Source organism: Streptomyces sp. NPDC058284 (genome assembly GCF_042881135.1).
GTDB lineage: Bacteria > Actinomycetota > Actinomycetes > Streptomycetales > Streptomycetaceae > Streptomyces.
Map to the genome: position 1 here is coordinate 1 of NZ_JBHVYE010000053.1, position 25,617 is coordinate 25,617.

24 protein-coding genes and 1 pseudogene are annotated in these 25,617 nt (G+C 71.6%); 7 read left to right on the top strand and 18 right to left on the bottom strand.

Annotated features, from left to right (window positions below):
* Window positions 1-75 precede the first annotated feature (75 nt).
* Window positions 76-576, top strand: coding sequence for a hypothetical protein (locus ACFVYR_RS37095; RefSeq protein ID WP_384263042.1), 501 nt, complete (start codon window positions 76-78; stop codon window positions 574-576).
* Between the two features lie 28 nt (window positions 577-604).
* On the opposite strand, the gene ACFVYR_RS37100 is transcribed toward ACFVYR_RS37095, so the two are convergent.
* From ACFVYR_RS37100 to ACFVYR_RS37135, 8 genes are all read right to left on the bottom strand, one after another.
* A complete protein-coding gene (locus ACFVYR_RS37100) occupies window positions 605-1,165 on the bottom strand; it encodes a cysteine hydrolase family protein (protein WP_384263039.1) in 561 nt (186 codons plus the stop codon).
* Between the two features lie 139 nt (window positions 1,166-1,304).
* Window positions 1,305-3,296, bottom strand: a complete 1,992-nt coding sequence (locus tag ACFVYR_RS37105; protein ID WP_384263038.1) for an N-acetylmuramoyl-L-alanine amidase — start codon at window positions 3,294-3,296, stop codon at window positions 1,305-1,307.
* Between the two features lie 307 nt (window positions 3,297-3,603).
* Window positions 3,604-4,011, bottom strand: a complete 408-nt coding sequence (locus ACFVYR_RS37110) for a RidA family protein (protein ID WP_384263035.1) — start codon at window positions 4,009-4,011, stop codon at window positions 3,604-3,606.
* A 136-nt stretch (window positions 4,012-4,147) separates the two neighbouring features.
* On the bottom strand, window positions 4,148-5,827 hold the full coding sequence (locus ACFVYR_RS37115; RefSeq protein WP_384263034.1) for an ABC-F family ATP-binding cassette domain-containing protein: 1,680 nt from the start codon (window positions 5,825-5,827) through the stop codon (window positions 4,148-4,150).
* A gap of 216 nt (window positions 5,828-6,043) precedes the next feature.
* A complete protein-coding gene (locus ACFVYR_RS37120) occupies window positions 6,044-6,316 on the bottom strand; it encodes a hypothetical protein (RefSeq protein WP_384263044.1) in 273 nt (90 codons plus the stop codon).
* Window positions 6,317-6,365: 49 nt separating this feature from the next.
* The gene (locus ACFVYR_RS37125; protein WP_384263032.1) at window positions 6,366-6,725 is read right to left on the bottom strand and encodes an STAS domain-containing protein; all 360 of its coding nucleotides are present in this window, start codon (window positions 6,723-6,725) and stop codon (window positions 6,366-6,368) included.
* A complete protein-coding gene (locus tag ACFVYR_RS37130) occupies window positions 6,722-8,011 on the bottom strand; it encodes a SpoIIE family protein phosphatase (RefSeq protein ID WP_384263030.1) in 1,290 nt (429 codons plus the stop codon). The genes ACFVYR_RS37125 and ACFVYR_RS37130 overlap by 4 nt, the downstream gene beginning before the upstream one ends.
* Window positions 8,011-8,820, bottom strand: a complete 810-nt coding sequence (locus tag ACFVYR_RS37135; RefSeq protein ID WP_384263027.1) for an alpha/beta fold hydrolase — start codon at window positions 8,818-8,820, stop codon at window positions 8,011-8,013. The genes ACFVYR_RS37130 and ACFVYR_RS37135 overlap by 1 nt, the downstream gene beginning before the upstream one ends.
* A 142-nt stretch (window positions 8,821-8,962) precedes the next feature.
* Between ACFVYR_RS37135 and ACFVYR_RS37140 the strand changes: the two genes are divergently transcribed.
* Entirely contained in the window at window positions 8,963-9,643 is a 681-nt protein-coding gene (locus ACFVYR_RS37140) for a class I SAM-dependent methyltransferase (protein WP_384263025.1), read from the top strand.
* A gap of 34 nt (window positions 9,644-9,677) precedes the next feature.
* Here ACFVYR_RS37140 and ACFVYR_RS37145 read toward each other — a convergent pair whose 3' ends face one another.
* The 5 genes from ACFVYR_RS37145 to ACFVYR_RS37165 all read right to left on the bottom strand — a co-directional run bounded on the left by ACFVYR_RS37145 (window position 9,678) and on the right by ACFVYR_RS37165 (window position 13,633).
* Window positions 9,678-10,904, bottom strand: a complete 1,227-nt coding sequence (locus tag ACFVYR_RS37145; protein WP_384263022.1) for a beta-ketoacyl-[acyl-carrier-protein] synthase family protein — start codon at window positions 10,902-10,904, stop codon at window positions 9,678-9,680.
* Entirely contained in the window at window positions 10,901-11,152 is a 252-nt protein-coding gene (locus ACFVYR_RS37150) for an acyl carrier protein (protein ID WP_384263020.1), read from the bottom strand. The genes ACFVYR_RS37145 and ACFVYR_RS37150 overlap by 4 nt, the downstream gene beginning before the upstream one ends.
* Window positions 11,153-11,221: 69 nt before the next feature.
* Window positions 11,222-12,112: an alpha/beta fold hydrolase gene (locus tag ACFVYR_RS37155; protein WP_384263018.1), complete on the bottom strand. Its 891-nt coding sequence runs from the start codon at window positions 12,110-12,112 to the stop codon at window positions 11,222-11,224.
* Window positions 12,113-12,167: 55 nt separating this feature from the next.
* Entirely contained in the window at window positions 12,168-13,403 is a 1,236-nt protein-coding gene (locus ACFVYR_RS37160) for a beta-ketoacyl-[acyl-carrier-protein] synthase family protein (protein WP_384263015.1), read from the bottom strand.
* Complete coding sequence (locus ACFVYR_RS37165; protein WP_384263014.1) at window positions 13,400-13,633, bottom strand: acyl carrier protein; 234 nt, start codon at window positions 13,631-13,633, stop codon at window positions 13,400-13,402. The genes ACFVYR_RS37160 and ACFVYR_RS37165 overlap by 4 nt, the downstream gene beginning before the upstream one ends.
* Window positions 13,634-14,176: 543 nt before the next feature.
* Between ACFVYR_RS37165 and ACFVYR_RS37170 the strand changes: the two genes are divergently transcribed.
* Window positions 14,177-14,806: a methanogen output domain 1-containing protein gene (locus ACFVYR_RS37170; protein WP_384263012.1), complete on the top strand. Its 630-nt coding sequence runs from the start codon at window positions 14,177-14,179 to the stop codon at window positions 14,804-14,806.
* Window positions 14,807-14,930: 124 nt separating this feature from the next.
* Here ACFVYR_RS37170 and ACFVYR_RS37175 read toward each other — a convergent pair whose 3' ends face one another.
* Window positions 14,931-16,118, bottom strand: a complete 1,188-nt coding sequence (locus ACFVYR_RS37175) for an aminoglycoside phosphotransferase family protein (protein ID WP_384263009.1) — start codon at window positions 16,116-16,118, stop codon at window positions 14,931-14,933.
* Window positions 16,119-16,352: 234 nt separating this feature from the next.
* Here ACFVYR_RS37175 and ACFVYR_RS37180 point away from each other — a divergent pair, with 234 nt between their 5' ends.
* On the top strand, window positions 16,353-17,837 hold the full coding sequence (locus ACFVYR_RS37180) for a hypothetical protein (RefSeq protein ID WP_384263007.1): 1,485 nt from the start codon (window positions 16,353-16,355) through the stop codon (window positions 17,835-17,837).
* 3 nt (window positions 17,838-17,840) lie between these two features.
* On the opposite strand, the gene ACFVYR_RS37185 is transcribed toward ACFVYR_RS37180, so the two are convergent.
* The 4 genes and pseudogenes from ACFVYR_RS37185 to aac(3) form a co-directional block, all read right to left on the bottom strand.
* The gene (locus ACFVYR_RS37185; RefSeq protein ID WP_384263005.1) at window positions 17,841-19,259 is read right to left on the bottom strand and encodes a PP2C family protein-serine/threonine phosphatase; all 1,419 of its coding nucleotides are present in this window, start codon (window positions 19,257-19,259) and stop codon (window positions 17,841-17,843) included.
* A 470-nt stretch (window positions 19,260-19,729) separates the two neighbouring features.
* The gene (locus ACFVYR_RS37190) at window positions 19,730-20,374 is read right to left on the bottom strand and encodes a LuxR C-terminal-related transcriptional regulator (RefSeq protein ID WP_384263002.1); all 645 of its coding nucleotides are present in this window, start codon (window positions 20,372-20,374) and stop codon (window positions 19,730-19,732) included.
* A gap of 12 nt (window positions 20,375-20,386) precedes the next feature.
* Window positions 20,387-21,799 (bottom strand): sensor histidine kinase, encoded by a 1,413-nt coding sequence (locus ACFVYR_RS37195; protein WP_384262999.1) that lies wholly within the window; start codon window positions 21,797-21,799, stop codon window positions 20,387-20,389.
* Window positions 21,800-22,101: 302 nt separating this feature from the next.
* Window positions 22,102-22,800, bottom strand: a pseudogene (gene aac(3), locus ACFVYR_RS37200) (aminoglycoside 3-N-acetyltransferase); the annotation flags it as partial.
* Between the two features lie 205 nt (window positions 22,801-23,005).
* On the opposite strand from aac(3), the gene ACFVYR_RS37205 reads away from it, so the two are divergent.
* From ACFVYR_RS37205 to ACFVYR_RS37215, 3 genes are all read left to right on the top strand, one after another.
* Window positions 23,006-23,620 (top strand): hypothetical protein, encoded by a 615-nt coding sequence (locus ACFVYR_RS37205; protein WP_384262997.1) that lies wholly within the window; start codon window positions 23,006-23,008, stop codon window positions 23,618-23,620.
* Between the two features lie 157 nt (window positions 23,621-23,777).
* On the top strand, window positions 23,778-24,731 hold the full coding sequence (gene ligD, locus ACFVYR_RS37210) for a non-homologous end-joining DNA ligase (protein WP_384262994.1): 954 nt from the start codon (window positions 23,778-23,780) through the stop codon (window positions 24,729-24,731).
* 87 nt (window positions 24,732-24,818) lie between these two features.
* Window positions 24,819-25,400, top strand: a complete 582-nt coding sequence (locus tag ACFVYR_RS37215) for an O-methyltransferase (protein ID WP_384262991.1) — start codon at window positions 24,819-24,821, stop codon at window positions 25,398-25,400.
* Window positions 25,401-25,617: the final 217 nt, after the last annotated feature.

Below are 25,617 nucleotides of genomic sequence, written 5' to 3' on the forward strand. Positions count from 1 at the left end.
CACCTGTTCGGTGGCGGCCGGGCCCTGTGCACGGGGGGTTCGGAGACAGGGTCCGAGGCCACGTACCATGGGCGCATGTCCTTCCTCCGCCGCCGCAGCTCCGCCACTCCCGCGGGCCCGGACTTCGACGTCCTGGCCATGGACCCCGGTGACTGGCCCGGCAATCTCGGCGCGGGCCTGCTGCCCGCGCCCGACGGCAGCTGTCAGGGCGTCTTCCTGCGGTACGACCTGTTCGGCGGCCGCGGCCCCGCGATGATCATCGGCAACCTCCCCGAGGGCTCGCCCGCGCGCGAGACCGCCGAGGGCGAGGTCCCCTTCGAGGTGGCCCAGCTGCTCCTCGCCCTGGAGAACGACGAGGAGATCACGGTCGTCTCCACCGAGGACCTGCCGGTGATGCAGGGCGACAACCTCCTCATCGTGCGCCGCCTGAAGCTCTCCGAGAGCCGGATCTCCTGCGTGCAGTTCGACCGCAGTGACAACGTCCTGGTGACCATCGCCGCCTGGGACCGGCCGATCACCGACGACCTGTACGCGCTCCTGAAGCCGCTGCCCGCCGAACTCTTCCAGCAGGGCTGACAGCCACAGCTCAGGTCTTCGAGCGCCGTTACCGCGGTGCGTTCCTCTTGAGCCAGTCGTCGACGGTGACGACGTCCGCCCACTGCGGGAAGAGCCGCTCGATGAGGACGCGGTGGAGTTCCGGGTCGGTGTCCAGGCAGGCGTCGGAGAGGACCGTGAGGCCGAGGTCCAGGTCGTTCGCGTGGCACAGGGTGGACAGCACCACGGCGCTGGTGGCGATGCCGGTGAGCACCAGGCTGTCGATGCCGCGCGCCCTCAGGACCACGTCGAGATCGCTGCCCGAGAACGCGCTCGCCCGCCTCTTGGTGACCACCACGTCGCCCGGCCGGGGTGCGACATCGGGATGGATCTCGGTACCGGGGGCGCCCTCGACGTAGAGGCCGGCCCGGGCGATGGCGGCGAGAGGCTTGTTGCGGGTGCCGACCTCGGGGAAGCCGGGGCGCAGCCCGATCACCACGTAGATCACCGGGATGTTTGCCGCCCGGGCCCCGTCGATCGCCCTGCGCAGGCGTGGCAGGTATCCGGAGCCGTCGTCGGCGACGTCCACGATGGCCTGCTGGACGTCCATCACGAGAAGCGCGCTGCTCATACTGGCCTCCAGGAACAAGTCGGTCCGGCGGTGCGCGGGGCAGGTGGTTCCGCGGGTCCGGATCCCGCGCAGATCGTACGCCGGGCCCGGGTCCGCACTCGCACGGATCCGGACCCGGCGTAGGACTGCCCCGACGGCGCTACGAACCCGACCGCACCACCGTCACGTCGGCGGCCCGCACATAGCCGACCCGGTGCCCGTACTGGATCACGTAGTACATGTCCTTGCCGCGCACCACCCTGTGCGGCGCGGTGTCGAACGTCGGGGCGTAGAGGTACTCGCCCGGCACCTTGTCGCCGATCGCGTACTTCTGGCCCGCGAGGATCTTGTACGGCAACGGGGAGACCGCCTGCACCGGCACGCCCGCAGGGTAGGCCTCCTTCTCCGGGTACGCGCGCCCGTAGACCGGCACCTCGGCCGCGCCGGACTTCGGCGTCACCACGAGACCCGTGGCGTCCACCGCGGTGGGCTGCTTCACCGGGTTCTTGAACCAGACCTTCTGACCGAGGTACCAGACAGCCGTCCAGTCGCCCTGGCGGTCGGCGACCGCGTACTGCTGGCCGGTGGAGAGCCGCGCCCCCGTGTCGTTCACGTCGATCGTGGAGTCCTGACCCCCGGGGCGCTTGCCGATGTCCTTGATCAGCGGCGCGTCGTCACGTGGCTCGGTGTGGACACGCACCGCGGCCGAACCGTGCGGCACGCACTTCTCGCCGGGCTTGACGCAACCGGTGTACTCCGGCTGGTTCCTGGCGTAGACGGGAGCCACGGTCACCAGCCCGCCGCGCGGTCCGGCCGTGCGGTGGAACGGCTTGCCGAGCAGGGTGAAGTAGTGCTGCCAGTCCCAGTACGGCCCCGGGTCCGTGTGCATCCCCGGGATCGACGACGTCACGGTGCCCTGGACGTTGTCGTGGCCGAGGATGTGCTGGCGGTCCAGCGGGATGCGGTACTTCGTGGCGAGGTACTTCACCAGGCGGGCCGACGTGCGGTACATCGCCTCCGTGTACCAGGTGTCGGGCGCGGTGAGGAAGCCCTCGTGCTCGAGGCCGATCGACTTGGAGTTCACGTACCAGTTGCCCGCGTGCCAGGCGACGTCCTTCGCCTTCACGTGCTGGGCGATGTGGCCGTCGGTGGACCGCAGGGTGTAGTGCCACGAGACGTAGGTGGGGTCCTGCACCAGCTTCAGGACGCCTTCCCACCGGCCCTCGGTGTCATGGATGACGATCGAGTCGATGCTCTGGCTCTTCGGCCGGTCCGCCAGATCGTGGTTGCCGTAGTCGGGATTGCCCTGCGGGTCCTTGAACTCCTCGTACGGCGCCGGAATCCACTCGCACGACACGGTCCTCGGGCACTCCACCTCACCGGCGGGCGCCCTGCGCAGACCCATGCGCTTCAGCTGCCCGGCGTCGGGCTTCAGGCCGGGCACCGGCGCCAGCGCCACGCGCTGTCCCGAGTCCGTGGTGCGCCGCTCGCCGTCGCGCATGACGGCGAACACGTCATTGGCGTACGTGGCCGCGGTCGCCCGGTCGTCCGCTCCGGAGAAGCGGGCGATGGCGCCGTACCAGTCGGCGGGGTCGCTGCTCAGCGGCTTGCCGAGCCTCCGCTGGGCCGCCGCGAGCAGCGCCGCGCCGCCCTCGACGTTCGCGGCCGGGTCGGTACGCAGCTCCTCGGCGGACCGGCCGCTCAGCTCGGCCGCGCGGGGCAACGTCTTGAGCCGGGCGGGGAGCTGGGAGTCCTCGGGAACCTTGGTGGTGGGCGGCGGGGCCGGACGCGACGTGTCGCCGCGCGGGTCCTCCGTGCCCTCGCTGTGGTGTGGTGCCGAGGCCAGTGCGGTGCGCGCGTCGGTGAGGTGCATCGGGCCGTACCCGCCGGTGACGCTGGCCGCGCCGCCGTGGTCGTCCCAGCGCGACTGCAGGTACGAGACGCCGAGCAGCACGCTCTGCGGCACGTGGTACTCGGTGGCGGCGGCGGCGAAGGCGCCCTGCAACCCTGCCGCGGGAGCCTTGTGGGGAACGCCCGACGACGGCGCCGCGCCGAGCAGCGGCACCAGCAGACCGGCCGACGCGAGGGCGCCCGCCGTCCTGACGGTGCGTCTGCGCCTGGACGGGGTGGGGGTGGTGGCAGATCCTCGCAATGCAGCCTCCTGGGACTCCTGGGCCGATGAAGCGTGGCGGGGCGTGCGGGGCCGGGCGTGCGTCAGTGGTACTCGTTCTCCGACGATCCGTCAATCATGCCCAGGGGATGCGATTTCCCATGTCAGCGTGGGTTCCGGCGGGTCAGGGGCGGGTTTTCGCCAGAGGTGGCCCCACCGCCTGCGGTGCGTCAGTGGCGTGGACCAATGAGTGGTGGGGCGATCCACCTGTTCGGGGGAGCATTCGGGGGAGGCCAGGAGCAGTGCCCGGACGGGCCGGCCCTCCGCCGGGCCGTCCGGAGCACCCCGCTCAGTCGAGGACCGCGGTGGCCTCGACCTCGACCAGGTGGGCGGGTACGTCCAGCGCCGCGACGCCGATGAGCGTGCCCGGCGGCACCGGCGTGGACCCCAGCCTGGCGGCGGCCCGGGCGACCCCGTCCAGGAACAGCGGCATCTTCTCGGGAGTCCAGTCGACGACGTAGACGGTCAGCTTCACCACGTCGTCGAAGGAACCGCCGATCTCGGCCAGCGCGGTGCCGATGTTCAGGTAGCACCGCTCGACCTGGGCGGCGAGGTCGCCCGCGCCGACCGTGACGCCCTCGGCGTCCCGGGCGACCTGCCCGGCGATGTGGACCAGCTTCGATCCGGACGCGATCGACACCTGCCGGTAGGGGGCGACTTCCGGCAGCCCGCTCGGGTTCACCAGGGTGACGGCCATGCTGCATGCCTCCTCATGAGAGAGCCCGCGAGCTCTCAGGGTCTCTTTTGGTTACCCGGGAACCGTAGGAGAGTGGCCCCTGACATGGAAGAACGCACTTCTGGGTGACCGAGGCACCTCACGGTGACCCAGCAGTTCAGCGGCCCGCCCGACCAGGCGACGTGCCTCGCCCCCGCCCGGGAGTGGGGGAGCGACCCCCGATCTCCAGACGCGGCCAGTCCGCGAGGTCCCGCAGCAGTTGCCGGTCGTGCGTCGCGACGACGACCGCGGCGCTCGTGCCGCGGATAGCCCGTGTCAGATCGTGGACCAGCGCCGACGAGAGGTGGTTGGTCGGCTCGTCGAACAGGATCAGCCCGGGCCGCCCGGCCCACGCCAGCGCGAGATCGAGACGCCGCCGCTGCCCCTGTGACATGCGGCCCACCGGTGTGCGCAGCGCGTCGCGGTCGAGCAGGCCGAGCACCCCGAGCGGGACGACGTCGGCGTCGCGCAGCGCCCCGCGCGCCACCAGCCGCCCCACATGGCGGGCGTACGTCTCGCGCGCGGTCAGGTCGGGCTCCTGGGCGGCCGTCTCCTGACTCACGCGGACGACCCGCGCCCCCGGGGCGATCCGCACGCACCCGGCCGTGGGTTCGAGCGCACCGGCGAGCACCGCGAGCAGCGTGGACTTCCCCGCACCGTTCGGTCCGGTCACGAGCAGCCGGTCGCCGCCGACGAGATCGACGTCGACCGGACCTGCCAGCCGCCCGTCGAACTCGACGCCGCGTGCCCGCAGTTGCGGCGCTCTGGGCCGGACACCGAGATCCGGCCACGTCGGCACTGGCGGCGGCGCGGGCACGTCGATCCGGTGCGCCTCCAAGACGTCCTGCTGCCGCTTCAGAGCCTGTACGACACCGGGTGCGCGGGACTGGCGCCGGTGCTTCCCGGTGCCCTTGTCCGGCCGCCAACCGGTGGAGAGCCGGTCCCGGGCCTTCGATGCCGCGTCCTGCAACCGCCGGTGCTCCTCCTGCTGCTCCTGGTAGTCCTGCTGCCAGCGTTCACGTTCGCGGTGCCGGGCGTCCTGCCAGGCGTCGTAACCCCCGGCGTACAGGCGGGACTTGCCGTCGCGGCTCGGATCGAGGTCGAGGAACCGGTCGGCGACGTCGCGCAGCAGCGCGCGGTCGTGGCTGACGACGGCGAGGCCGCCGTCGTGCTCACGCAGCCTGCGGGTCAGGAAGTCGAGCCCGTCGGCGTCGAGGTGGTTGGTCGGCTCGTCGAGGAGCAGGACGTCGTGCCGCGCGCCGAGCAGGCACGCAAGGCGGACGCGGTAGCGCTGCCCGACCGACAGGGTCGACAACGGCCGGCCGCGGTCGGTGCAGGCGCCGAGGGCTTGCATCGCGACGTCCACGCGGCGCTCGGCGTCCCACGCGTCGAGGCGGGTGGCGGCGTCGAGCGCGACGGCGTAACGGTCGTCGGCCTCGGGGTCGCCGCCGGCCATGGCGAGAGCCGCCTCGTCCAGCGCGGCGAGCGCCGCGAGCGACGCGGCCAGCGCGTCGGACGTCAGCGTGCCGACGGTCTCGCCGTCGCGCGCCGAGAGCTCCTGGCGGGCGAGGCCGACCGTGCCGGTCCGGTGCACGGCGCCCTCGTCGGGCGTGACAAGACCGGCGAGGACGTGCAGCAGTGTCGTCTTGCCGCGGCCGTTCTCGCCGACGACGGCGATCCGCGACCCGGCCGAAACGGTGACAGAGACATCGTTCAGGACCTGCCGGGACCCGCGGGTGACGGTCACGCCTTCGGCGCGGATGTGCGCGCCGGCGCCCGCGTCGACGGGTGGAGACATGGATTCGGCAGGGGCGGGGGAGAGGGGGAAGGGGTTCAACGGTGCTCCGCAGCTCGCAGTGGAGCCGGGCAGCGGAAAGTGGCCGCCCGGCGGGAACCGGGACGGCGAGCGCTGATTCAGGTGGGAGAAGGCGCCGCCGTCAGCGGGCGGAACGGACCTTCTGCGACCAGATACCTCGTGCCATGAACATCACCCTAACAGCGCGACCCACTCGCTTCACGGGGCGTCGCCCGACCAGTCGAAACGGCGCGGATCGCCCGGGCGCGGGGCGTACATCGCCCGCCCACCGGCACCGAACCGCCCCAGCTCGGTCGGCAGCGAGACGCCCGCTTCGAGCTCCCGCGGCGTACGCCCGGTGATGTCGAGCAGCAGCCCGTCCAGCGGACCGCCGACGAGTTCGGCGTAGCACTGGCCGGGCCGTGGGCCCGGATGTTCGTGGTCCTGGCCGTAGACCCGGCCGCGCAGCAGCTGCTCATCGTCGCTGTCCATGCCGACCAGCGTCTCAGCCACCACTGACAGCAGAGCTGTGACAGCGGGGTCAGCTCGGTGCGGGACGCCAGGAGGCTTCGGCGGACCCGGCGTCGGGGTGGGTGGGAAAGACCTGGTCCAGGCCCGCGATGCGGAGGATGCGGCGGACACGGTCGGGGACCGCGGCCAGGGCGATCGTCGCGTCCGCGGCCAGGGCGTGGTTGCGGGCGGCGATGAACACGGTTATCCCGGTGGAGTCGCAGAAGGTGAGAGCGCCGAGGTCCAGGACGAGCTGCTGACCCGAGCGCGGGTCGAGCTCCCGGAGCGCGGCGCGGGCGTCGGGGGCGGTGCGGTGGTCAAGCTCCCCGGACAGCTCCAGGACGGGACCGGCTGGGGTGGTGCGGGTGCGCAGGGCGAGAGGGTGGGTCACTGCTGCTCTTCACTGGTGGGTCGGGGCACGTTGACGGCCAGCACCGCGGTGTCGTCCTCCACGCCTGAGCCGAACGTGTCGAGCAGCTCGCGGATCGCGGCGATCGTGTCGGATGCGGTGGTGGGCGCGAGGTCGCGGGCGAAGTCCAGGAGGGCTTCGTCGCCGTAGCGGTCGCCCGTGCCGGTGCTCGCGCTGCCCGCGGTGCTCGCGGTGTGTGCCTCGGTGAGGCCGTCGGTGTGCAGCAGCATGGTGTCGCCCGCGTTCAGCCGGACGGTGGTGGTGGCGATGTGGGCGTCGGGCAGTACGCCGATGAGCTGCCCGCCGGGCGTGGGCAGGTAGTCGGCGGTGCCGTCGGCGCGCATCAGCAGCGCGGCCGGGTGCCCGCCGCTGGCCAGCGTGACGTGGAAACCGCCCTGGTCGCCGGCAGGCGTGAGCAGGCCGAAGACGACGGTGCAGAACCGGGGGTCGGCGCCGTTGTACTCGTGGTTGAGGACGGTGTTGAGGTTGCTCAGTACGGCTGCCGGGTCCGGGTCGTAGACGGCGGCGGCGCGGAGCGTGTAGCGGGCGAGCGAGGTGATGGCCGCGGCGGCGGCGCCCTTGCCGCAGACGTCGCCGAGGAAGAACCCCCAGGAACCGGCGGCCAGCGGGAAGAGATCGTAGAAGTCGCCGCCGACCTCGTCGCTGGAGGCGATGTGGTAGTACGCGGCGACCTCGAGACCGGGCACGCCGGCCAGCGTCGGCGGCAGCAGCGTCTGCTGCAGGGTCGCGTTCAGCCGCTGCAGGCGCTCACGCTCACGCTCGGCCTCCTGGCGGGCGCGCAGCAACTCCTTCTCGTACGCGCGGCGGTCGCGGGCGTCGAAGAGGGTGGTGCGGATCAGCAGCGGCTGCCCGTCGCTTCCCGTCTTCACGACCGAGGTCACCAGGACCGGGAGGCGGGTGCCGTCGGCGGCCTTGAGGTCCAGGGCGATCCCGCTGACCTCGCCCTGCATCCGCAGCAGCGGCGCGAAGTGGGTTTCGTGGTAGAGCCGTCCGCCGACGCTCAGCAGGTCGGAGAAGTGCTTGCGGCCCACGAGGTCACCGCGTTCGTAGCCGAGCCAGTCCAGCAAGGTGGTGTTGACCTTGGCGATCTGCCCGTTCAGGAGGGTGGACAGATAGCCGCACGGGGCGTGCTCGTACAAGTCCTCCGCACTGTCCTCGAGAAGCGCGGAGAACTGCGCCTGCTCCCCTGCCGGGTCCTCGTGCCGCCCGCGGCCCCCGCCCTCTCCCTCGTCACTGGTGTCGCACATCATCCGGCGGCGCCCGCGAACGTGGCGATCACCGCGGCGGTCTCCTCGGGTGCGGCGAGCTGAGGGCAGTGCCCCGTCGCGTTGAGCGTCACCAGCCGGCTGCCGGGGATCTGGGCGTGCACGAACGCGCCCACCTCCGGCGGGGCGATCGCGTCGTGGGAGCACTGGGCGACCAGGGTCGGAACGTTCACGCGGGCGAGGTCCGCGCGGTTGTCGGACAGGAAGGTCACCCGCGCGAAGACACGGGCGATGTCCGGATCGGTGCGGCAGAAACTGTTCGTCAGCTCCTCGCCCAGCTCCGGCCGCTCCGGATTGCCCATGATGACCGGCGCCATGGCGCCGGACCAGCCCAGATAGTTCGACTCCAGCGACTCGAGGAGCTCGTCGATGTCCTCGGAGCTGAAGCCGCCCCGGTAGCCGGTGGCCGGGTCGTCGATGAAGCACGGGGACGGGGCGAGCAGCACGAGTCCGGCGAACGCCTCGGGCTCCCGCGCCGCGGCGAGAACCCCCACCGTCGCGCTCACTGAGTGCCCGACGAAGGTCACAGGACCGAGCGCCAGCTCGTGGCAGATCTCCAGCACATCGTCGACGTACCCGCCCAGGGTCGAATAGCGCTCCCGGCTCCACGCCGACAGATCCGAACGGCCCGCGCCCACGTGGTCGAACAGGACCACGGTGAAGTCACGCTCCAGTGTCGGCACCACCAGCCGCCACATGTTCTGGTCGCACCCGAACCCGTGCGCCAGGATCACCACCGGCCCGCCGGTCCGGCCGGTCACCGTGACATGGTTCCTGCTTCGCACATCCATGCGACACATCCTCGCAGATCGGAGCGGTGCGGGACGTCGGCGCCGAGGCTCTTGCCCCGAGCGCCCGCTGGAGCACAGTCGGGGCCCCGGGGTAGTTGCCCCCACACCGACTCAGCGCCTGCCTTCCCCTACAGTCGCGCCCATGACCGAGCCCACCTACCTCGCCGCGGTCCGGCAGTCGTACGACACCGTCGCCGCCGACTACGCCGAATTCGTGAAGGACCCCTCGCAGTTGGACCCGTTGTCGCGCGCGATGCTGGCGGCGTTCGCCGAGGCCGTACGGGGGAGCGGGCTGGGACCGGTCGCGGACGTGGGATGCGGGCCGGGCAAGGTCACGGCGCACTTGGCGGGCCTGGGAGTGCCCGCCTTCGGTGTCGACCTGTCCCCGAAGATGGTCGAGCTGGCCGGAGAAGCCCACCCGGGTCTGCGCTTCACAGTGGGGTCGATGACGGCGCTGCGGATCGGCGACGGCGAACTCGGCGGCATCATCGCCTACTACTCCGTTCATCACACGCCGCCGGAGCTGCTGCCGCTCGTGTTCGCCGAATTCCGGCGCGTACTCGCGCCCGGCGGACACCTCCTACTGGCCGGCCCCGTGGGAACCGGCGAGCGGTTGCGCCCGGCGCAGGCGTACGGCGGTCATCCGGTGTCCTACGAGTCACACCTGCTGCCGCCCGGCCGCATCAGCGGCGAGTTGGACCGGGCCGGGCTCGCCGTCGCCGCGCAGCTCGTGCAGGCACCGGACGAGGGCCTGACGAGGAGTGTCGCCACCTTCCTGGCCCGCAACCCCGGTGCACCCGGGCCGTGGCCGCGGCAGGAATGACGGCCGGGCAGTAGTCCTCTGCGAGCGGTGCTGCTCAGGGGGACGTGAAGATCAAGGCCGCGTTGTGGCCACCGAAACCGAAGGAGTGGCTGACGGCCGCGCGCACCTGCTGGCATCGCGCCTGTTTGGTGACGCAGTCGATGTCGAACTCAGGTGCGGGCGCGGCGAGATTGGTGATCGGCGGGACCCGCTGATGCTCGATGGTCAACACGGTCAGCGCGGCCTCGATGGCGCCGGCCGCCCCGAGCGTGTGGCCCAGCGTCCCTTTCGCGGCGGTCACGCTCGGGCGGTGCGGCAGCACCCGGGCGATGAGGCCCGCTTCGGTCATGTCATTGGAACGGGTGGACGTCCCGTGCGCATTGACATGATCGATGTCCTCGGGTGCCAGCGACGCGTCGGCCAGCGCGGCCCGCAGCGCTCGCTCGGCTCCTGGTGCGCCGTCGGGCTGGGCGGTGGGGTGGTACGCGTCGGACGTGGTGGCGCATCCGGCGAGCAGCGCCCGTGGCCGGCGGTCCCGGGCCGTTGCGTCCGCGACCCGCTCAAGGACCAGGACGCCCGCCCCTTCGGCCATCACGAAGCCGTCGCGGTCCGCCGCGAAAGGACGTGAGGCGGTGGCCACCTCGTCACGACGGGTGGACAACGCCCCGGTGCGGTAGAAGCCCGTGGTCGTCATGGGACTGGCGGACGCCTCGGTTCCGCCGGCGATGGCGATGTCGCACGCGTCCCTGGCCAGCAGGTCACGCGCGGTGGCCAGCGCGGTGGCACCGGAAGCGCACGCGGTGGAGACGCTCAGGCTCTGGCCGCGGGCACCGAGGTCGATGGAGACCTCGCCCGCGGCGATGTTCGGCAGGAAGTGAACGATGGCCAAGGGAGAGACCATGTCGGCCCCCTGGTTCAGCAGGCGGTGGTGCTGCTCCTCCCACTCCCAGGTTCCCCCCAGGCTGCAGCCGATGACCACGGCCACTCGGGCGTCGTCCCAGGTGTGCGGGTCGAGTCCGGCGTCCTCGACCGCTTCACGCGCGGCGAAGACCGCCAGCTTCACGAAGTGGGCCATGCGCCGGGCCTTGCGGCCGCCCATCCGTCGGCGTACGTCCCCCAACTCCGGCACGCGACAGGAGAAGTCCACCGGAAGGCCGGCCAGGCGGGTGTCGCGGGTGGCGGTCGAGACGCCCGAGAGGACGCCCTGCCAGGTGGCCTCGGCGCCGTCACCCGCCGCGGTGACGAGGCCGATGCCGGTGACGGCGATGTCATCGTGGGTCATCGGGCCGCGCTCTCGGGGCTGGGGGCGGCTTCCAGGGACGCGATCAGCTCGTCGATCGTGGTGGCTTTGACGACGAGGCCCGGGGCGGGACCCACGCCCAGCTGCTCTTTCAGGACGAAGGCGAATTCGGCCAGGGCGAGGGAGTCGAGATCGAGCGAACCCAGGGCCGTCTGGGGGCGGATGGCTTCCACGGGGACCTCGAAGTCATCGGTCAGGATGCGGTGGACCGTGGTGGAAACGTCGGACATGGGGACCTTTCTTGAACAAGAGGGGACAACGAGAGGCTGAGACGGATAGGGGCGGCGGCGACCCTCGCCTCATCCGTCGCTCGGCCCCTCGCGCGTGCCGGTGAGGGCAAGCACGGAAGGGCGTACCGACGGCGTCAGGTCTTCGGTGAAGTGGCGCAGCGCGAGAGCGGCCACCTCGGCGGGCCGCGCGAAGACGACCCAGTGGTCCGATGACTCCAGTACGGCGAAGGAACCCTCCGCCAGGGTCGCGGCGAAGGCGCGCTGCTGCGCCACGGGGCAGAGCGTGTCGTGCGCACCGCTGAAGACGAGTGTGGGGATCCCGTCGAGGTCGCTGGCCCCCACGGCGACCGTGACGTCGAAGGTCCGCTGCAGAACGGCCAGTGCGTGCGGCGTCCGGAGCTGGCGCAGGACGCTGCGCCGGAGGTAGCGGCTGGCCAGCCTGCGGTGCACCAACGGCATCTCGGGGCCCATGCACAGCATCAGCTCCGTCGCCAAGGACGCGAATTCCTCCACCCGCCCCGCCGCGGCCAGGGCTTTGGCCTCTTCCACGCGGAGTCGCTGGGCCGGTGTGACACCGGTCGGGACCCCGCCAAGGACCAGGCGGGCGACACGTTCCGGGTGCTCCACGGCGTACCGGTGGGCGATGATGGAGCCGTAGGAGTACCCGAACAGGTTGATCCGGTCCGCCCCAAGGTCGTCCACGACCAGCGCCAGAGCCCGGCAGAGCAGAGCCGGCGAGAGGTCCTCGACGGGCATCGGGTTGTGGGAACCCGGGTAGTCCAAGGTGACGACATCGGCCACCGGCATGAGTTCCCGCTCCACAGGGCACCAGTCGTGAATCCCCTGGAACACCCCGCCCAGGAGCACCATGGGGTGCGTCCGCGGCGAGGGGTGGCGGAGTACGCGATAGGCGAACTGCTGTCCGTCCACGGTGAGAGAGCGGACAGTCTCGTCGAGCATGGTTCCCGTCCATTGTCGGGCCGGCAGGGGACTGCCGGCAGAAGGGTCAGGCGGATCAGGCCTGGGTGAGTACCAGAGCGGCGGCGAATCCCCCGAAGCCCATGGCGGTCTTCACCGCGCACTCCAGGCGTGCGGGGCGGGCGTCCTTGCCCACGACGTGGCCGCGGACGTTCGGGTCGAGGGACGACAGGTTGGCGGTGGGCGGTACGGTCTGGTCGCGCAGTGCCAGGACGGTCAGCGCCGTCTCGATGCCTCCCGCCGCGCCCAACGTGTGGCCGACCATGGCCTTGCTGGAGGTGATCAGCGGGCCTTCGCCGCAGACACGGGCGAGGACCTCGCTCTCCACCAGGTCGTTCGCCGGGGTCGAGGTGCCGTGGGCGTTGACGTGGTCGACGTCCGGGCCGCTGACGCCGGCGTCGGCCAGGGCGGTGCGCAGGGCGCGTTCCAGCGCGGCGCCGTCGGCGGCGGGGGCCACGGTGGCCTCGGGGTCCGTCGCGGCGCCGTATCCGCTGACCTGGGCCAGGACGGCCGCTCCGCGGGCCCTGGCGTGCTCGGGGCGTTCCAGTACGAGGATGCCGGCGCCTTCGCCGAAGACGAACCCGTCCCGGTCGGCGTCGAAGGGCCGGGATGCCGAGGCGGGGTCGTCGCGGCGCGTGGACAGGGCCTTGAGCTGGCACGCGCTGGCGACCAGCAGCCGGCCGACAGCGGCCTCGGCGCCGCCGGTGATCACGATGTCGCACTGCCCGGAGCGCAGGAGTTGGTGGGCGGCGCCGATGGCGTGGGTTCCGGAGGCGCAGGCGGTCGCCACCGCGAAGCTGGGCCCGGACGCGTTGAGGTCGCGGGTGACGCTCTCCGTCGCTCCGGTGACGGGCGTGAGCAGGCCGGTCTTGGGGGAGACCCGGCCCGTCCGCCGCAGGCTCGCGTGCTGCTCGTCGTAGAAGGGCAGGCCGCCATGGGCGTTGCCGATCACGACACCCACCCGGCTGCCCTCCCACAGGCCGCTGTCCAGGCCCGCGGACGCGACGGCCTCGCGCGCGGCGACCACCGCGAGCTGGGCGAACCGGTCCATCAACCGGCATTCCGCCACGCCGAGTTTGCCGCGCACATCGGCGTCGGCGACATAGGCGAAATCGCACGGCAGCCCTTCCAGGGCCGGGTGCGGGCCCACCCCGGCCGGCACTCCGCCGTTCACCACGGCCTCCCACGAGCGCGCCGCGTCGGCGCCGGCCGCCGTCACCATCCCGACCCCGGTCACCGCGGCGTCGAACCGGGCCGGACGCGGCGCGGTCACGAACCCGCCCTCGCGCCGACCACGTTCACCAGGTGGGCCACGGTGTCCCGCGAGGTGATGTGGGCGTCCTCGAGGTCGATGGCCATCCGCTCCTCGATGATGAAACGGAATTCCTCCAGAGCGAGCGAATCCAACCGCAATTGGTGCAGAGCGGTGTCCGCCGAAACCGCCTGCGCGTCGACTCCGAAACTCTGACGCAGTACCTCGTGGACGTGTTGCGCGGCATCCATGCAATCTCCTTGACGGGTCTGCCCTGCCGATGCGGATCAGCGGGCCGGAACACCCCAGCCTGTCGCCGCCCCTTCCTCCCCGGGCGAGCGCCGAATTCTCGGCAGCGACATCAGCGATGACCTCACCGGCGACATCGGCAGCGACAGACGGCATGACTCCGCGACGCTACAGCGACGCCGCGGCGCGCAAGCTCCAGCGACATACATCTGGAACGCCCACCGAATCCATGGGCTAGTCGTACATATGCGTCGGCAAACCTCTTCGGGCAGGCGATACCAGCCCGAGCGCCGTCAGGGAGGCGCTCCGCCAACTGGGGCGACGGGCCGGGCTCGTTGAGATTTAGCACTTCAGTTTGGTGGGTGTCCGCTGGTGCGGGGTGCTGCTGGGGAGGAACGGCCATCCTCACGAAACCGGTCGACAACACGTGTCACGGCGCGCGATCATGGCGTGCCACAAGGTGAGTGCCGTGCGTCGAGCGGCCTGCCCGCGAGGGGGCCCAGTGGAACCAGCGGAAACCGACATCGCCCTCGACCGATGTGTTCATGCGGAGCCTGATCCGCGAGCTGGCACGCGTGCTCGAGGACGTCGTCGGTCTGGAGGAAGCGGCGGGGTACGTCAGCCTCGTCAGCCAGACCATCGGCGGCGACATCAACCGCCAGTACACGAAGGCCCTTTCGGTCGACCGGCTCGACCTCGGGCAGGTCGCCAAAGTGATGGTGGACCTCAAGAGACGCCTCGGCGGGGCCTTCCACGTCATCGAGGAGAACGAACAGCGCATCGTCCTGGGCAACCGGGTCCGCCCGTTCGGCGAGAAGGTCGTGGGCCGGCCGTCGATGTGCATGATGACGTCGAACGTCTTCGGGACCATCGCCGCGGAGAACCTCGGGTACGCGCGCGTGGAGCTGGACAAGACCATCGCCCGCTGGGACGTGGGCTGCCGCGTCGTCGTCCACCTGCGCCCACCGTCCGAGGCGGACCGGAGCACGGCACCCGGCCCCGCCCGACTCCACATCCCCGTGCCCCCGGACGCGGCCCTCGTCCTCACGGTGGACGGCGGCGCGCCCCCTCCGGACCATCTGGAGTCGGTGGCGGCATTGATCGGCGGCGTGCTCAGGGGTCTGGGAGGTCTCGTCAAGGGCGCGTCGGGCGGTGCTCACATGCCTTCGTCGTAGTCCTCGTCATAGTCCCGAGGTAGTCGCCGGTGGCATACGAAAGTCCGCAGTGCGCCCCTGTCCAAAGCGCACCGCGGACCTCTGCCCCCGTCGGCCCTGCGGCCCCGTCCGACCCGCACCCGCGTCAGCGAGTGCCGACCGCCGCTCGTACGGCCCGACGGGCCAACTGGCAGTCGTCGTGCAGCCGCCTCAGGAGCAACCGCTGTTCCTCACCGGACGGCGTGGCGCCGGGGTGGGCCGGGCCTGCGGCCACCGGGGCCGATTCGTGCATCGAACGCTGCACGGCCGACTCGTACGTCCGGATCTCACGGGTCAGGACCAGCATCAGATTCACCAGGAACGCATCGCGCGCCGCGGGACCCGCGACCTGCGCCAGTTGGCTGATCTCGCGTCGGGCCACCGGAGAGTCACCGAGGACCGTCCACAGTGTCGCCAGGTCGTACCCCGGCAGATACCAGCCCGCGTGCTCCCAGTCGACCAGGACGGGGCCCGTGGGGGAGAGCAGGACGTTCGACAGAAGGGCGTCGCCGTGGCAGAACTGCCACATGGCGTGGTGGCCGTTGCCCTGGTGGCCGACCGAGTGGGCGATGCCGTGCAACAGTTTCTGCAGGTCACCCATGTCGCGGTCCGTCAGGAGACCCAACTCGTGGAAGCGGGAGATCCGCTTCCCGTAGTCCAACGGCCGACCGAACATCTCGGCCGGTGGCCGCCACTGGTTGAGTCGGCAGACCGAGCCGAGCGCCGCCCGGATGTCGGCGCGCGGCGGGGACTCGATCGGGTGCCGGTGCAGTGCCGCCACTCGTCCGGGCATCCGCTCGATCACCAGCGTGCAGTCATCGGGGTCGGCGGCGATGAGCCGTGGCGCCCGGACTGGCGGGCGGTGCCGGACGAACGAGCGGTAGGCCGCTATTTCGTGCCTGATCCGCTCGGCCCACGCCGGTGAGTGGTCGAGCAGACACTTGGCGACGGCGGTGCTGCGCCCCGCCGTTCCGACGAGCAGTACGGTACGCCCGCTCCGGCGGAGCACCTGCACCGGGTTGAACTCGGGGCAGATGCGGTGCACGGAAGCGATCGCGGTGCGCAGTTGCGCCCCCTGGGGGCCGGACAAGTCGAGTCTCCCGCTGAGCGGCTGCGTGCCGGTCCCCGGCAGGCGGGGCGTGTGGCCGGCGCCCAGCGGTGCGCCGGCGGGACGCACCGGCTCGAGATAGGGGCCGCTTCCCGACGTGGGGGGCATCTCGCGGCTCCGGTGGACCGGGGGGCGCGGGCGCAGCGGCCGGGGCGGGGCGGACACGGAGGACGATGCTGCGTACATGGGCGATACAGATCCCTTCGTGTGCCTGTGCATTGCGTGCGCCTCCCGGCCCGATCGCGTCGGGTGCACCCTGGGGAGTGCCTTGCGGCGACCGGGTCGGGGTGGCGCATTCCTACCTGACACCCGTTGTCCCCTGGCACACCATGTGGCGCACCCTGGCGAACCCTGGCGAATAGTCGCTCAGCAACTGACAGAGGGTTACTGTCAACTCAGCCGAGAACCTGGGGGCTTGACGTGAACGGACAACCCAACACCCGCCTTTCGGACCTGTTCGGCCTGGCCGGCTGGTCAAAGGGGGAGCTCGCGAGACTGGTGAACCGGCAGGCGGCGGCCATGGGCCATCCGCAACTGGCCACGGACACCTCGCGGGTGCGGCGTTGGATCGACGTGGGAGAGATCCCGCGCGATCCGGTCCCGCGGGTGCTGGCCGTTCTGTTCACCGAGCGTCTCGGCCGTGTCGTGACCACTGAGGATCTAGGTCTGGTACGGCACGGGCGCGTAGGGAAGCGGCGTGGCGACGGGAGTGTGGAGCACCCCGACGGCGTGCCGTGGGCGCCCGAGCGGACAGCCGCGGTCCTCACCGAATTCACGGGAATGGACCTCATGCTCAACCGACGCGGCTTGGTGGGCGCGGGCGCTGCGCTTGCCGCAGGCTCCGCACTCAGCAGCGCCATGCACGACTGGCTGCACACCGATCCGGCCCTCGCGGCCGACGCCCCCCGTATCGCGGATCCCCTGCACGTCGACCCCGCCGGGTTCGACCGCTATGAGGCCGCCCCGATCGGGTCCCAGGAGATCGAGGAACTGGAGCGCTCGGTCGAAGTGTTCCGCGCGTGGGACGCGGCTCGCGGAGGCGGCCTGCAGCGCAAGGCCGTCGTGGGCCAGCTCAACGAAGTGGGCGGCATGCTCGCCTACCGGCACCCCGATCATCTCCAGCGGCGCCTGTGGGGCGTCGCCGCCAACCTCGCCGTGCTCGCCGGCTGGATGTCGCACGACGTCGGCCTCGAACCCACGGCCCAGAAGTACTTCGTCATCGCCGCGCACGCGGCCCGCGAGGGCGGCGACCGACCGCGCGCAGGGGAGGCACTGTCCCGGGCCGCCCGCCAGATGGTGCACCTCGGCAAGCCCGACGACGCCCTGGATCTGATGAAGCTCGCCAAGTCGGGCGCGGGCGAAGAGGCCCTGCCCCGCACCCGTGCGATGCTGTACACCATCGAGGCATGGGCCCACGCGTCCATGGGCCGTGGCCAGGCGATGCGCCGCACCCTCGGTCTCGCCGAGGACCTCTTCGTATCGGACAAGGGGGATGTGCCGCCGCCGAGCTGGATGCAGATGTTCGACGAGGCGGATCTGCACGGCATGCAGGCCCTGGCCTACCGCACCCTCGCCGACCACGACGCGTCCGCGGCCGGTGCCGCGCAGCGGCACGCCAAGGCGGCGATCGAGCTGCGGGCCAAGAACCGCGGCCGGTCGCAGATCTTCGACTACATCTCGCTCGCCTCGGCCTGCTTCATCGCCGACGACCCCGAACAGGCCGACCGCTACGCACGGTTGGCGCTGGTGTCGATGAGGTCCAACTCCTCGCAGCGCACCTGGGACCGGCTGCGGGCGATGTATCGACTGACCGCGCAGTACGCCGGTTACCCGAAGATCCAGGACCTGCGCGAGGAGATCAAGCTCGCGCTGCCGAGGGGGGCGGGGAGGACGGCGAGGGCGTAGGACTCAGACCCGCATGACCAACAGGCAGGCGTCATCCTCACGCGGGGACTCGCCGACCTCCTCGACGATGGTCCGCACGCAGTCCTGTGCCGTACGAGCCCCGGTGAAACGGGACGCGAGGGACAGCAGCAGGCCCGTCGCCGTCTCCCTGTCGCGCCGCGGCACCAGGCCGTCCGTGTGCAGCAACAGCAGGTCGCCGGGGTGGAGTCGCTCTTCGGCCTGCTCGTACGTCGCCCCGGAGGTGGCGCCGAGGAGCACGCCGTGCGGGGGCGTCAGCATGCGCCCCGCCCCTTCGCGGAACAGCAGAGGGGCGGGGTGCCCTGCCTGCGCCCAGGTGAGGAGGCGGGTGGCGGGGTCGTAGCGACAGCAGACGGCGCTGCCGAGGGCGGGCTGAACGGTTGCGTCCAACAGCAGGTTGAGCCAGCCCATGAGTTGGCCTGGCGGGGCTCCCGCGACCGCCATGCCGCGCAGCGCGCCGAGCAGCATCGCCATGCCGGAGGTGACGGCGACGCCGTGGCCGGTGAGGTCGCCGACGCTCAGCAGAGCGTGGCCTTCCGGCAGTTCCAACGCGTCGTACCAGTCGCCGCCGACGAGCGTGCTGGTCGAGGAAGGGAGGTAGTGCGCGGCGAGGTCGAGCCGGCCGGGGCCGCCGTGTGGCAGGCGCAGTGAGCCGGGCCACGGCGGGAGGACCGCCTCCTGCAGTTCGACGGCGAGGCGGTGTTCGACCTGTGCGGCGTCGCGTCGGCGTTGCATCGAGTCATGGCTGTCGCGCACCACGCGCTGGCTGCGGCGCAATTCGCTGACGTCCCGCAGGACCGCCCACATGGAGGCGGTGGAGCCGTCGGGGGCGAGCACGGGCTCGCCCATCATGTGCACCTGGCGCACCCGCCCGTCGGAACGCACGACGCGGAATTCGCCGTCGATGGGTTTGCCGTCGACGAGGCAGTCCGTGACCATCGAGGTCAGTAGCGGCTGGTCCTCGGAGTGCACCAGGGAGGGAAGCTCGTCCAGGGAGAGCGGGGGAGCGGCCGGGTCGCGTCCGAGGATCTGGTAGAGCTCGCCGGACCAGCTGGCCTCGTCGGTGAGCAGGTTCCACTCGGCGCTGCCCACCCGGCTCAGGAGCGATCCGCGATGTGGCTCCGGGCACTTCGGGGCGGCCGGGACCGACGGTTCCCCGGCTGCTCCCGGCGGCCCGTCGCGGAGCTGTGCCAGGTGGTCGTCGAGGTCGTTGAGCTGATGCACCGCCAGGTCGCACAGGGCGCGCTGCCACCGCCCCTCGGGACCTCCGTGGTCGGCCACGGCTTCGCGCCGCACGGCGTCGACCTCGCCGCGGAGTCGGCGTGTCTGCGAGATCAGCGCGTCTACCGGGCCGCGTTCGGGCGGCTGGGCGGCTGCGTGGTCCGCGAAGACGTGGGGCGGCATGGGGTGCTCCGGTGGAGGTGCGGTGCGACCAACTTGACGGGTGGTGGACCGTTAACGACTTTGGCACAGCGAAAGGTGGCCCGTAAGGGATTTGGCAACACACGATGCGGTGGTGCTTCTGGCATATGCCGGTGTCCTGCCGGTACGGGGACAGAGGGCGACAGTCCAGAGTGCACGGGTGAAGAAGCCGTAGGGCTTGGGGGTGAAATGTGGTGATTGGGTGAGGGAGTCGGGGTGGGTAACGGTCCTGGTGCGGTGAGGCGGCCGGTGATGGTCGTCGGGCGGGCGCGCGCTGGGCCCCGGGAGGCGTGTGCCGCCGCGAACACCCTGCCGCCTGACGCCCCAACGCCCTTGAGAACGGCCGGAATTGGCCCTCGAAGCGGCCTGTCATGAGCGCACCGTCGGCACCCCCTCGGGCCCGGCCCACGCCCCGTCACCGGCGCCCCGCCCTGCTCACTCATTGGCTCGCCTCACGAGCGTAGGTAGTGAATGACCGCGAGCACGCGACGGTTGTGGTCGTGAGACACGGGCAGGCCGAGTTTGTCGAATACCGCCGCCACATGCTTCTCCACCGTTCCGGGCGAGACGAAGAGCGCCTGGGCGATGGCCGCGTTGGAGCGGCCCTCCGCCATGAGCGAGAGCACCTCGCGCTCCCGAGCGGTGAGCGGGGCCAGCTCCGCCGCACGGTGGCCGGCCCCGGCGAGCTGCGTGACCACCTCCGGGTCGAGCGCGGTGCCGCCCGCCGCCACCCGCTCCAGCGCGTCGGTGAATTCCGCGACGTTCGCCACCCGGTCCTTGAGCAGATAGCCGACGCCCGCGGAGCCCGCCGCGAGCAGACGCGTGGCGTACTTGGTCTCGACGTACTGCGAGAAGAGCAGCACGCCGGTGCCGGGATGTGCGCCACGGATGTCGATGGCGGCGCGCAGCCCCTCATCCGAGTGGGAAGGCGGCATCCGGATGTCGACCACCGTGACGTCGGGGCGATGCGCGGCGACCGCCTCGCGCAGGGCGTCCGCGTCCCCCACGGCGGCACAGATCTCATGGCCGCGCTCGATGAGCATCTGGGCCAGCAACTCCCGCAGTACGGCGGCATCCTCGGCGATCACGACGCGCATGGCCGCATGCTCTCACGCGTGCAACGGCAGCTCGACGGTGACGGTCGTCGGTCCGCCCGCGGGGCTGCGGATGTCGATGCGTCCGTCGACCGTGCGGACGCGCTGGGTGAGCCCGGTCAGGCCGCTGCCGCCCCCGGGCGTGGCGCCGCCCCGTCCGTCGTCGGTGACCTGGAGGAGCAGCAGTCCGTCCCATTGGGTGACGCCGATCGCGGCTCGCCGCGCCCCGCTGTGTTTGATGACGTTCGTCAGGAGCTCGGCCGCGCAGAAGTACGCGATGGTCTCGATCGCCGGGGTGGGGCGCCGGGGCACGTCCGCCGTCAACTCGACGGGCACCGTGCTGCGGGCCGCGAGCGTGGCGAGGGCGTCGGGCAGGCCCTCGTCGAGCGCGGGCGGGTGAATGCCGCGGGCCAGATCGCGGAGTTCGGTGAGTGCCTCGGTGGCGTTGCGGTGCGCGCCGTCGACGAGTTGCCGCAGACGGTCCGCGTCCAGCGGCCGCCCGTCGTCGAGCCGCTCCCTGATCATGTCCAGACCCATGGCCACGGCGACCAGACGGACCTGCGCGCCGTCGTGCAGATCACGCTCGACCCGCCGCAGCAGCGCCACCGAGTCGTCGACGGCCAGCGCGCGGGTCTCCTCCAGGTCCCGTACGCGGACGGTCAGCGGGCCGGGGCCGAGCAGCGCCCGGATGAGCCTGCGATCGCCCTCGACGACGAGGCGGGTGACCCAGGGGGCGCACAGGAGGGTGCCGACGCCGATCAGGACGGCGAGCCACGTCCCGGCGAAAGTGTCCGCGGTCAGCCCGCCGAAGGGGATCGGAGTGAGTACCGGCATGCCTTCCGGGTCGCCGGATCCGACCGTGGGCTGCTGGCCGAGGACGCCCCACCGCAGTGGCGCCGTGAGGTTCACGAGCCCGGTGACCCACCACAGCACGGCGTACGCACCCAGTGCGCCCACGGGCAGCTTCAGGAGGACGTACCCCGCCGAGCGCCAGTCCGTCCCGTCCCGCAGTCGCGCGTCGAGACGGCCCACGAAGCCCTCGCCCGGCAGAACGGGCGGCGGTACGGCGGTGCGCTCACCGAGGAGCGTCGCGGCCAGTCCGCGGTTGACGGCGCCCAGCGCGCGGGCGAGCCGGAGTCCGAGGATGAGCAGCAGCGCCCCCACCACCGCGAGCACCAGCGAGACGGTGAATCCGGCCCCGAGGGCCAACACCACCGCGAGGATCAGCCCGCCCGCGAGGCCGAGTGGGAAGCCGATCAGGCAGTACGCCGCCTCGGCCCACGTCCGCCGGGTGAACGGGGCGCGGGCCACTTCCGCGACGAGTCGCGGTCGCCGACCGACCGGCAGGGCGTTCTCCGGACGGGTGCTCTCCGGACGGGCGCTCTTCCGACGTTCGGTCTCAGGCTCGGCGCTCTTCTGCACGTGCATGCCGTCAGTGTCCTGTCACGTGTCCCTGTGGGCCGGCAGACGCCCGCCCCCACCGCCGGCACCGCGGCCGTACAACTCCCTGCCGTGCGCCGGACGTCATTCCTGCCCATCACGCTAGGTCGGCAGGGGGCTCGCCCGGAACGCAGCTTTCCTCCCTCTGCCCTGGGGGTTTTCCCCCAGGCTCCCCCCGTCGCACCGAACCAGGCATGGACGGTCCAGAACCCGTCCGGCAGGTGAACCGCCTCAACCCACCGCCTTCTTTATGAGGGAGGCGATCCGCGCCTCCACCTCCGGTGTCACGGTCCGGCCGGCACCACCGGGGTGTAGTCGAAGGCCCCGTTCTCGGAATCGATGTCGTGAAAGCGCCGCCAGACCCGCTCGCCGTCCACGGTGATGGGCTGCTCGTAGTCGACGTACCGCTTCCCCGGCGCCTCGGCGAGCGCTTCCGCGTGGTGCAGAAGGGTCAGTGAGTCCAACGGCGCGCCCAGCAGCAGCACGCGGCCGCCCATGGCGGTGAGGCGGGCGAGCGGGCTGTCGGGGCCGTGCGGGTCGTCCCACGGGTGGTCGTCCATCAGGGCGTGCGCGGCAGGACCGAGGGCGGCGAAGCTCGCGTCGGGATGGCGGCTGCGCACCGCGCCGGGCCGGTTGCGCAGGGCCTCGGGCAGCCGCCCGTAGCTGTGGTCCGCCTCGCTGAGCCGCGGGTCGTACGCGGGATGCTCCGCGCGCAGAGCCGCCTGCCAGCTCTCGGGCCAGGTGACGAAGTCGTAGGGCGGCGCGTCGTTCCACCCGCACGTGACCATCAGCGTGCCCGCCGCGCCCACCGCGTCGCAGAGCGCGTCGATGACGGTCTGCGAGCCCCCGGATACGTACCCGAGTGCGGACATCTCGGTGTGGAACATCACGGTGTCGCCTTCGGCCAACCCCAGCGCGGCCAGCTCGCGACGCAGCCCGGCACGGGTGACGGGGCCGTCGGACCGTTTCAGGAGGTCGAGTTCATCCATCAGGGGAAGGTATGCGCCTACCCGTCGACAGGCCAGTGGATTTGTGGTGCACCTTTGTGGTGCATCGCGTTGGTGCCGGTCGGCTTGGACCGTGCTGCCGACAAGCGTCGTCTTGTCGTCTCAGTACAGTGATCACTTTGGTCAAGGCGATCAAAGTGATCAAAGTGATCAAAGTACTCAAGCAGTCGACCTCTGGAGAGCTCTCGTGCAGGTGCACCACCCGATAGACCGCCCCGCGCGTCGCGCCACCCGGACGACAGGACGGAAGGGCATCACCGTGGGTGCCGTGGTCCTGTCGTCGGCGTTCGTGGCCCTGCAATTCGGGCTCAGCCCCGTGGCTCAGGCCTACGCGCCTTCGGGCCCGGGGGCGCACGCGGCGGCGACCGCCACGGCCCCCGCCGAGGCGACGGTTACGGAGGGGCAGGTCAAGGAGGTCGCGCCCGGAGGCGTGATCACCTATCCGAGTGTCACCAGTTGCCTCACGGTCACCGTGCGGCTGCGGGACGGCGGGCTCGTCGGGGGCCACGCCAGCCTGTTCCAGGTGCCGGGCGAACTGCGGTCCGACGAGATCCTGGGTGCGGTGAAGGGCCTCGTCGGCCATCGCGCCGTGACCGCGGTGGAGGTCAGAGGGGCGGTCGGCGCCTGGCACCCCAGCTATTTCGTGAGGGCGATCGAGAGTTACGGGGAGGGAGAGCAGGTCCCGGTTCCGGTGGGCCAGGACCTGGACGGGCTGGCCCAGGCGGTGTCGACGGGGCTCGGGGTGCCGCGTGGCCTGGTCACGGTCGAGGACGTCCCTGACGGGGACCAGACCGTCAGCTGACGCCGCCGCCCCTCGCGCCGACCGGGCTACGGCGGGAACCGGAACCGCTCGGCGGCGACCGGAAACCGGAACCGCCCGGGCCGAACGCTGGCCCGACCGGGCGAGATGGGCCCGCGTCGCGCATGAACGCACCCGGATGGGGCGAGGGCTGACAGTCATGGCCACTCTGCCCCGTCTCGCCCCGATGCTCGCCACCCCCGGTTCGCTGCCGCCACCGCACAGCGAACGCCTGTGGAGCGCGGAGACCAAGTACGACGGGCAGCGCGCGCTGGTGTACCTGCCCGGCGACCACTCCGTGCTCATCCGCTCCCGCTCCGGCGCGGACATCACACCGGCGTACCCCGAACTCCACGCTCTGGCCGACGTACTGGGTGGTGTGCCGACGGTGCTCGACGGGGAGATCGTCGTCCTCGACGAGGCGGGGCGCCCGGACTTCGAGCGTCTCCAGCCGCGCATGGGGCTGTCCGGCTCCCCGGCGAAGGCGGCCCGTCTCGCCGCCGACGTACCCGTGCATCTGGTCCTGTTCGACGTGTTGTTCCTGGCCGGAGATGACCTGACCGGGCAGCCCTACACGCGGCGTCGCGACGCCCTGGAGCGCCTGGTCGAGGCAAGGCCACGCTGGTCGGTGCCGCGCGCGGTGGCCGGGCACGGCCGCCAGGCCCTGGAGCTGGCCCGCGAGCACGGTCTGGAAGGCATTGTCCTGAAACGGCTCGACTCGGCGTACGAACCCGGCAGAAGATCGCCGAACTGGGTCAAGATCCGCAACGTCCGCACCGTCGACGTGGTCGTCGGCGGCTGGCTGCCCGGCAACGGCCGCCTGACCGGGCTGCCCGGCGCGGTCCTGGTCGGTCAGTACCAGGACGGGGCGCTGTCCTACCGGGGCAGCGTGGGCACGGGCTGGAACGAACGGGAACGTACCGAACTCGCCCACCTCTTGAGCATCGCCGCCATGGACGAGTGCCCCTTCGCCCCCGCCCCCGCTGTACCCGGCGCCCGCTGGGTCCTGCCGCGGCTGGTCGCAGAGGTCCGCTACACCGCCATCACCCGGGCCGGTCTCCTGCGCCACCCGGTGTGGCACCGGCTGCGTCCGGACCTGGCACCCGAAGTCTGAGCCCGGCGCTGTGACCTCGTGGAACCCTCTGCGGACGGCTCCCCCCGACGTATAGCGTCATGTGCACGGCGAGGGGGAGGAACGACCATGGCAGAACGTACGCTTCCGTCCCGCGTGGCAGCGGCGGAACGCGTGGCCCGCGAGGCGGGTTTCGAGAAGAGCTGCCTCCCTGAGGTGGGCAGGCTGCTCAGGCTGGCCGCCGCGGCGAAACCCCACGGGACCATCGCGGAGAGCGGCACCGGCTCGGGGGTGGGCACGGCCTGGCTGCACAGTGGCCTCGGTGCCGACGCGCGCCTGGTCACCGTGGAGCGGGACGAGGAGTTGGCCCGGCGGGCGGCGGACGTCTTCGCGGACGACAAGCGCGTCAGCGTCCTCACCGGGGACTGGCGTCTGCTCGAGCAGCACGCCCCCTTCGATGTCTTCTTCTGCGACGGCGGAGGCAAGCGCGACGACCCCCGACGCGTCGTCGAACTGCTCGCTCCCGGCGGCATGCTCATCCTCGACGACTTCACCCCCTCGACCCACTGGCCACCACGTTTCGAGGGAGAAGTCGACGAACTCCGCCTGTTCTACCTCACCCACCCGGACCTGGAGTCCACCGAAGTACTGACCACACCGACCAGCTCAGCGGTCGTCGCTGCACGTCGCGTCCAGAGCGTGAGGACATAGGCTCGACCACCGTCTGCGCTCCCGGCCCTTCCGCGGAGGTGAGAGCCTGTCTTTGAACCCCCGTCGTCCGCGCGAAGCGCGGGCGCAGCGGCGGTCGGTGCGTGCGATCGGTGTGCGGAGTTCCAGGTCATGTGGCGGAGCCACCTGTCCTGGGGCTCCGTGCGCCGAGGGCGCGTGCCGGGCGCCGGGGCGCAGACGGGGGTTCAAAGACAGGCTC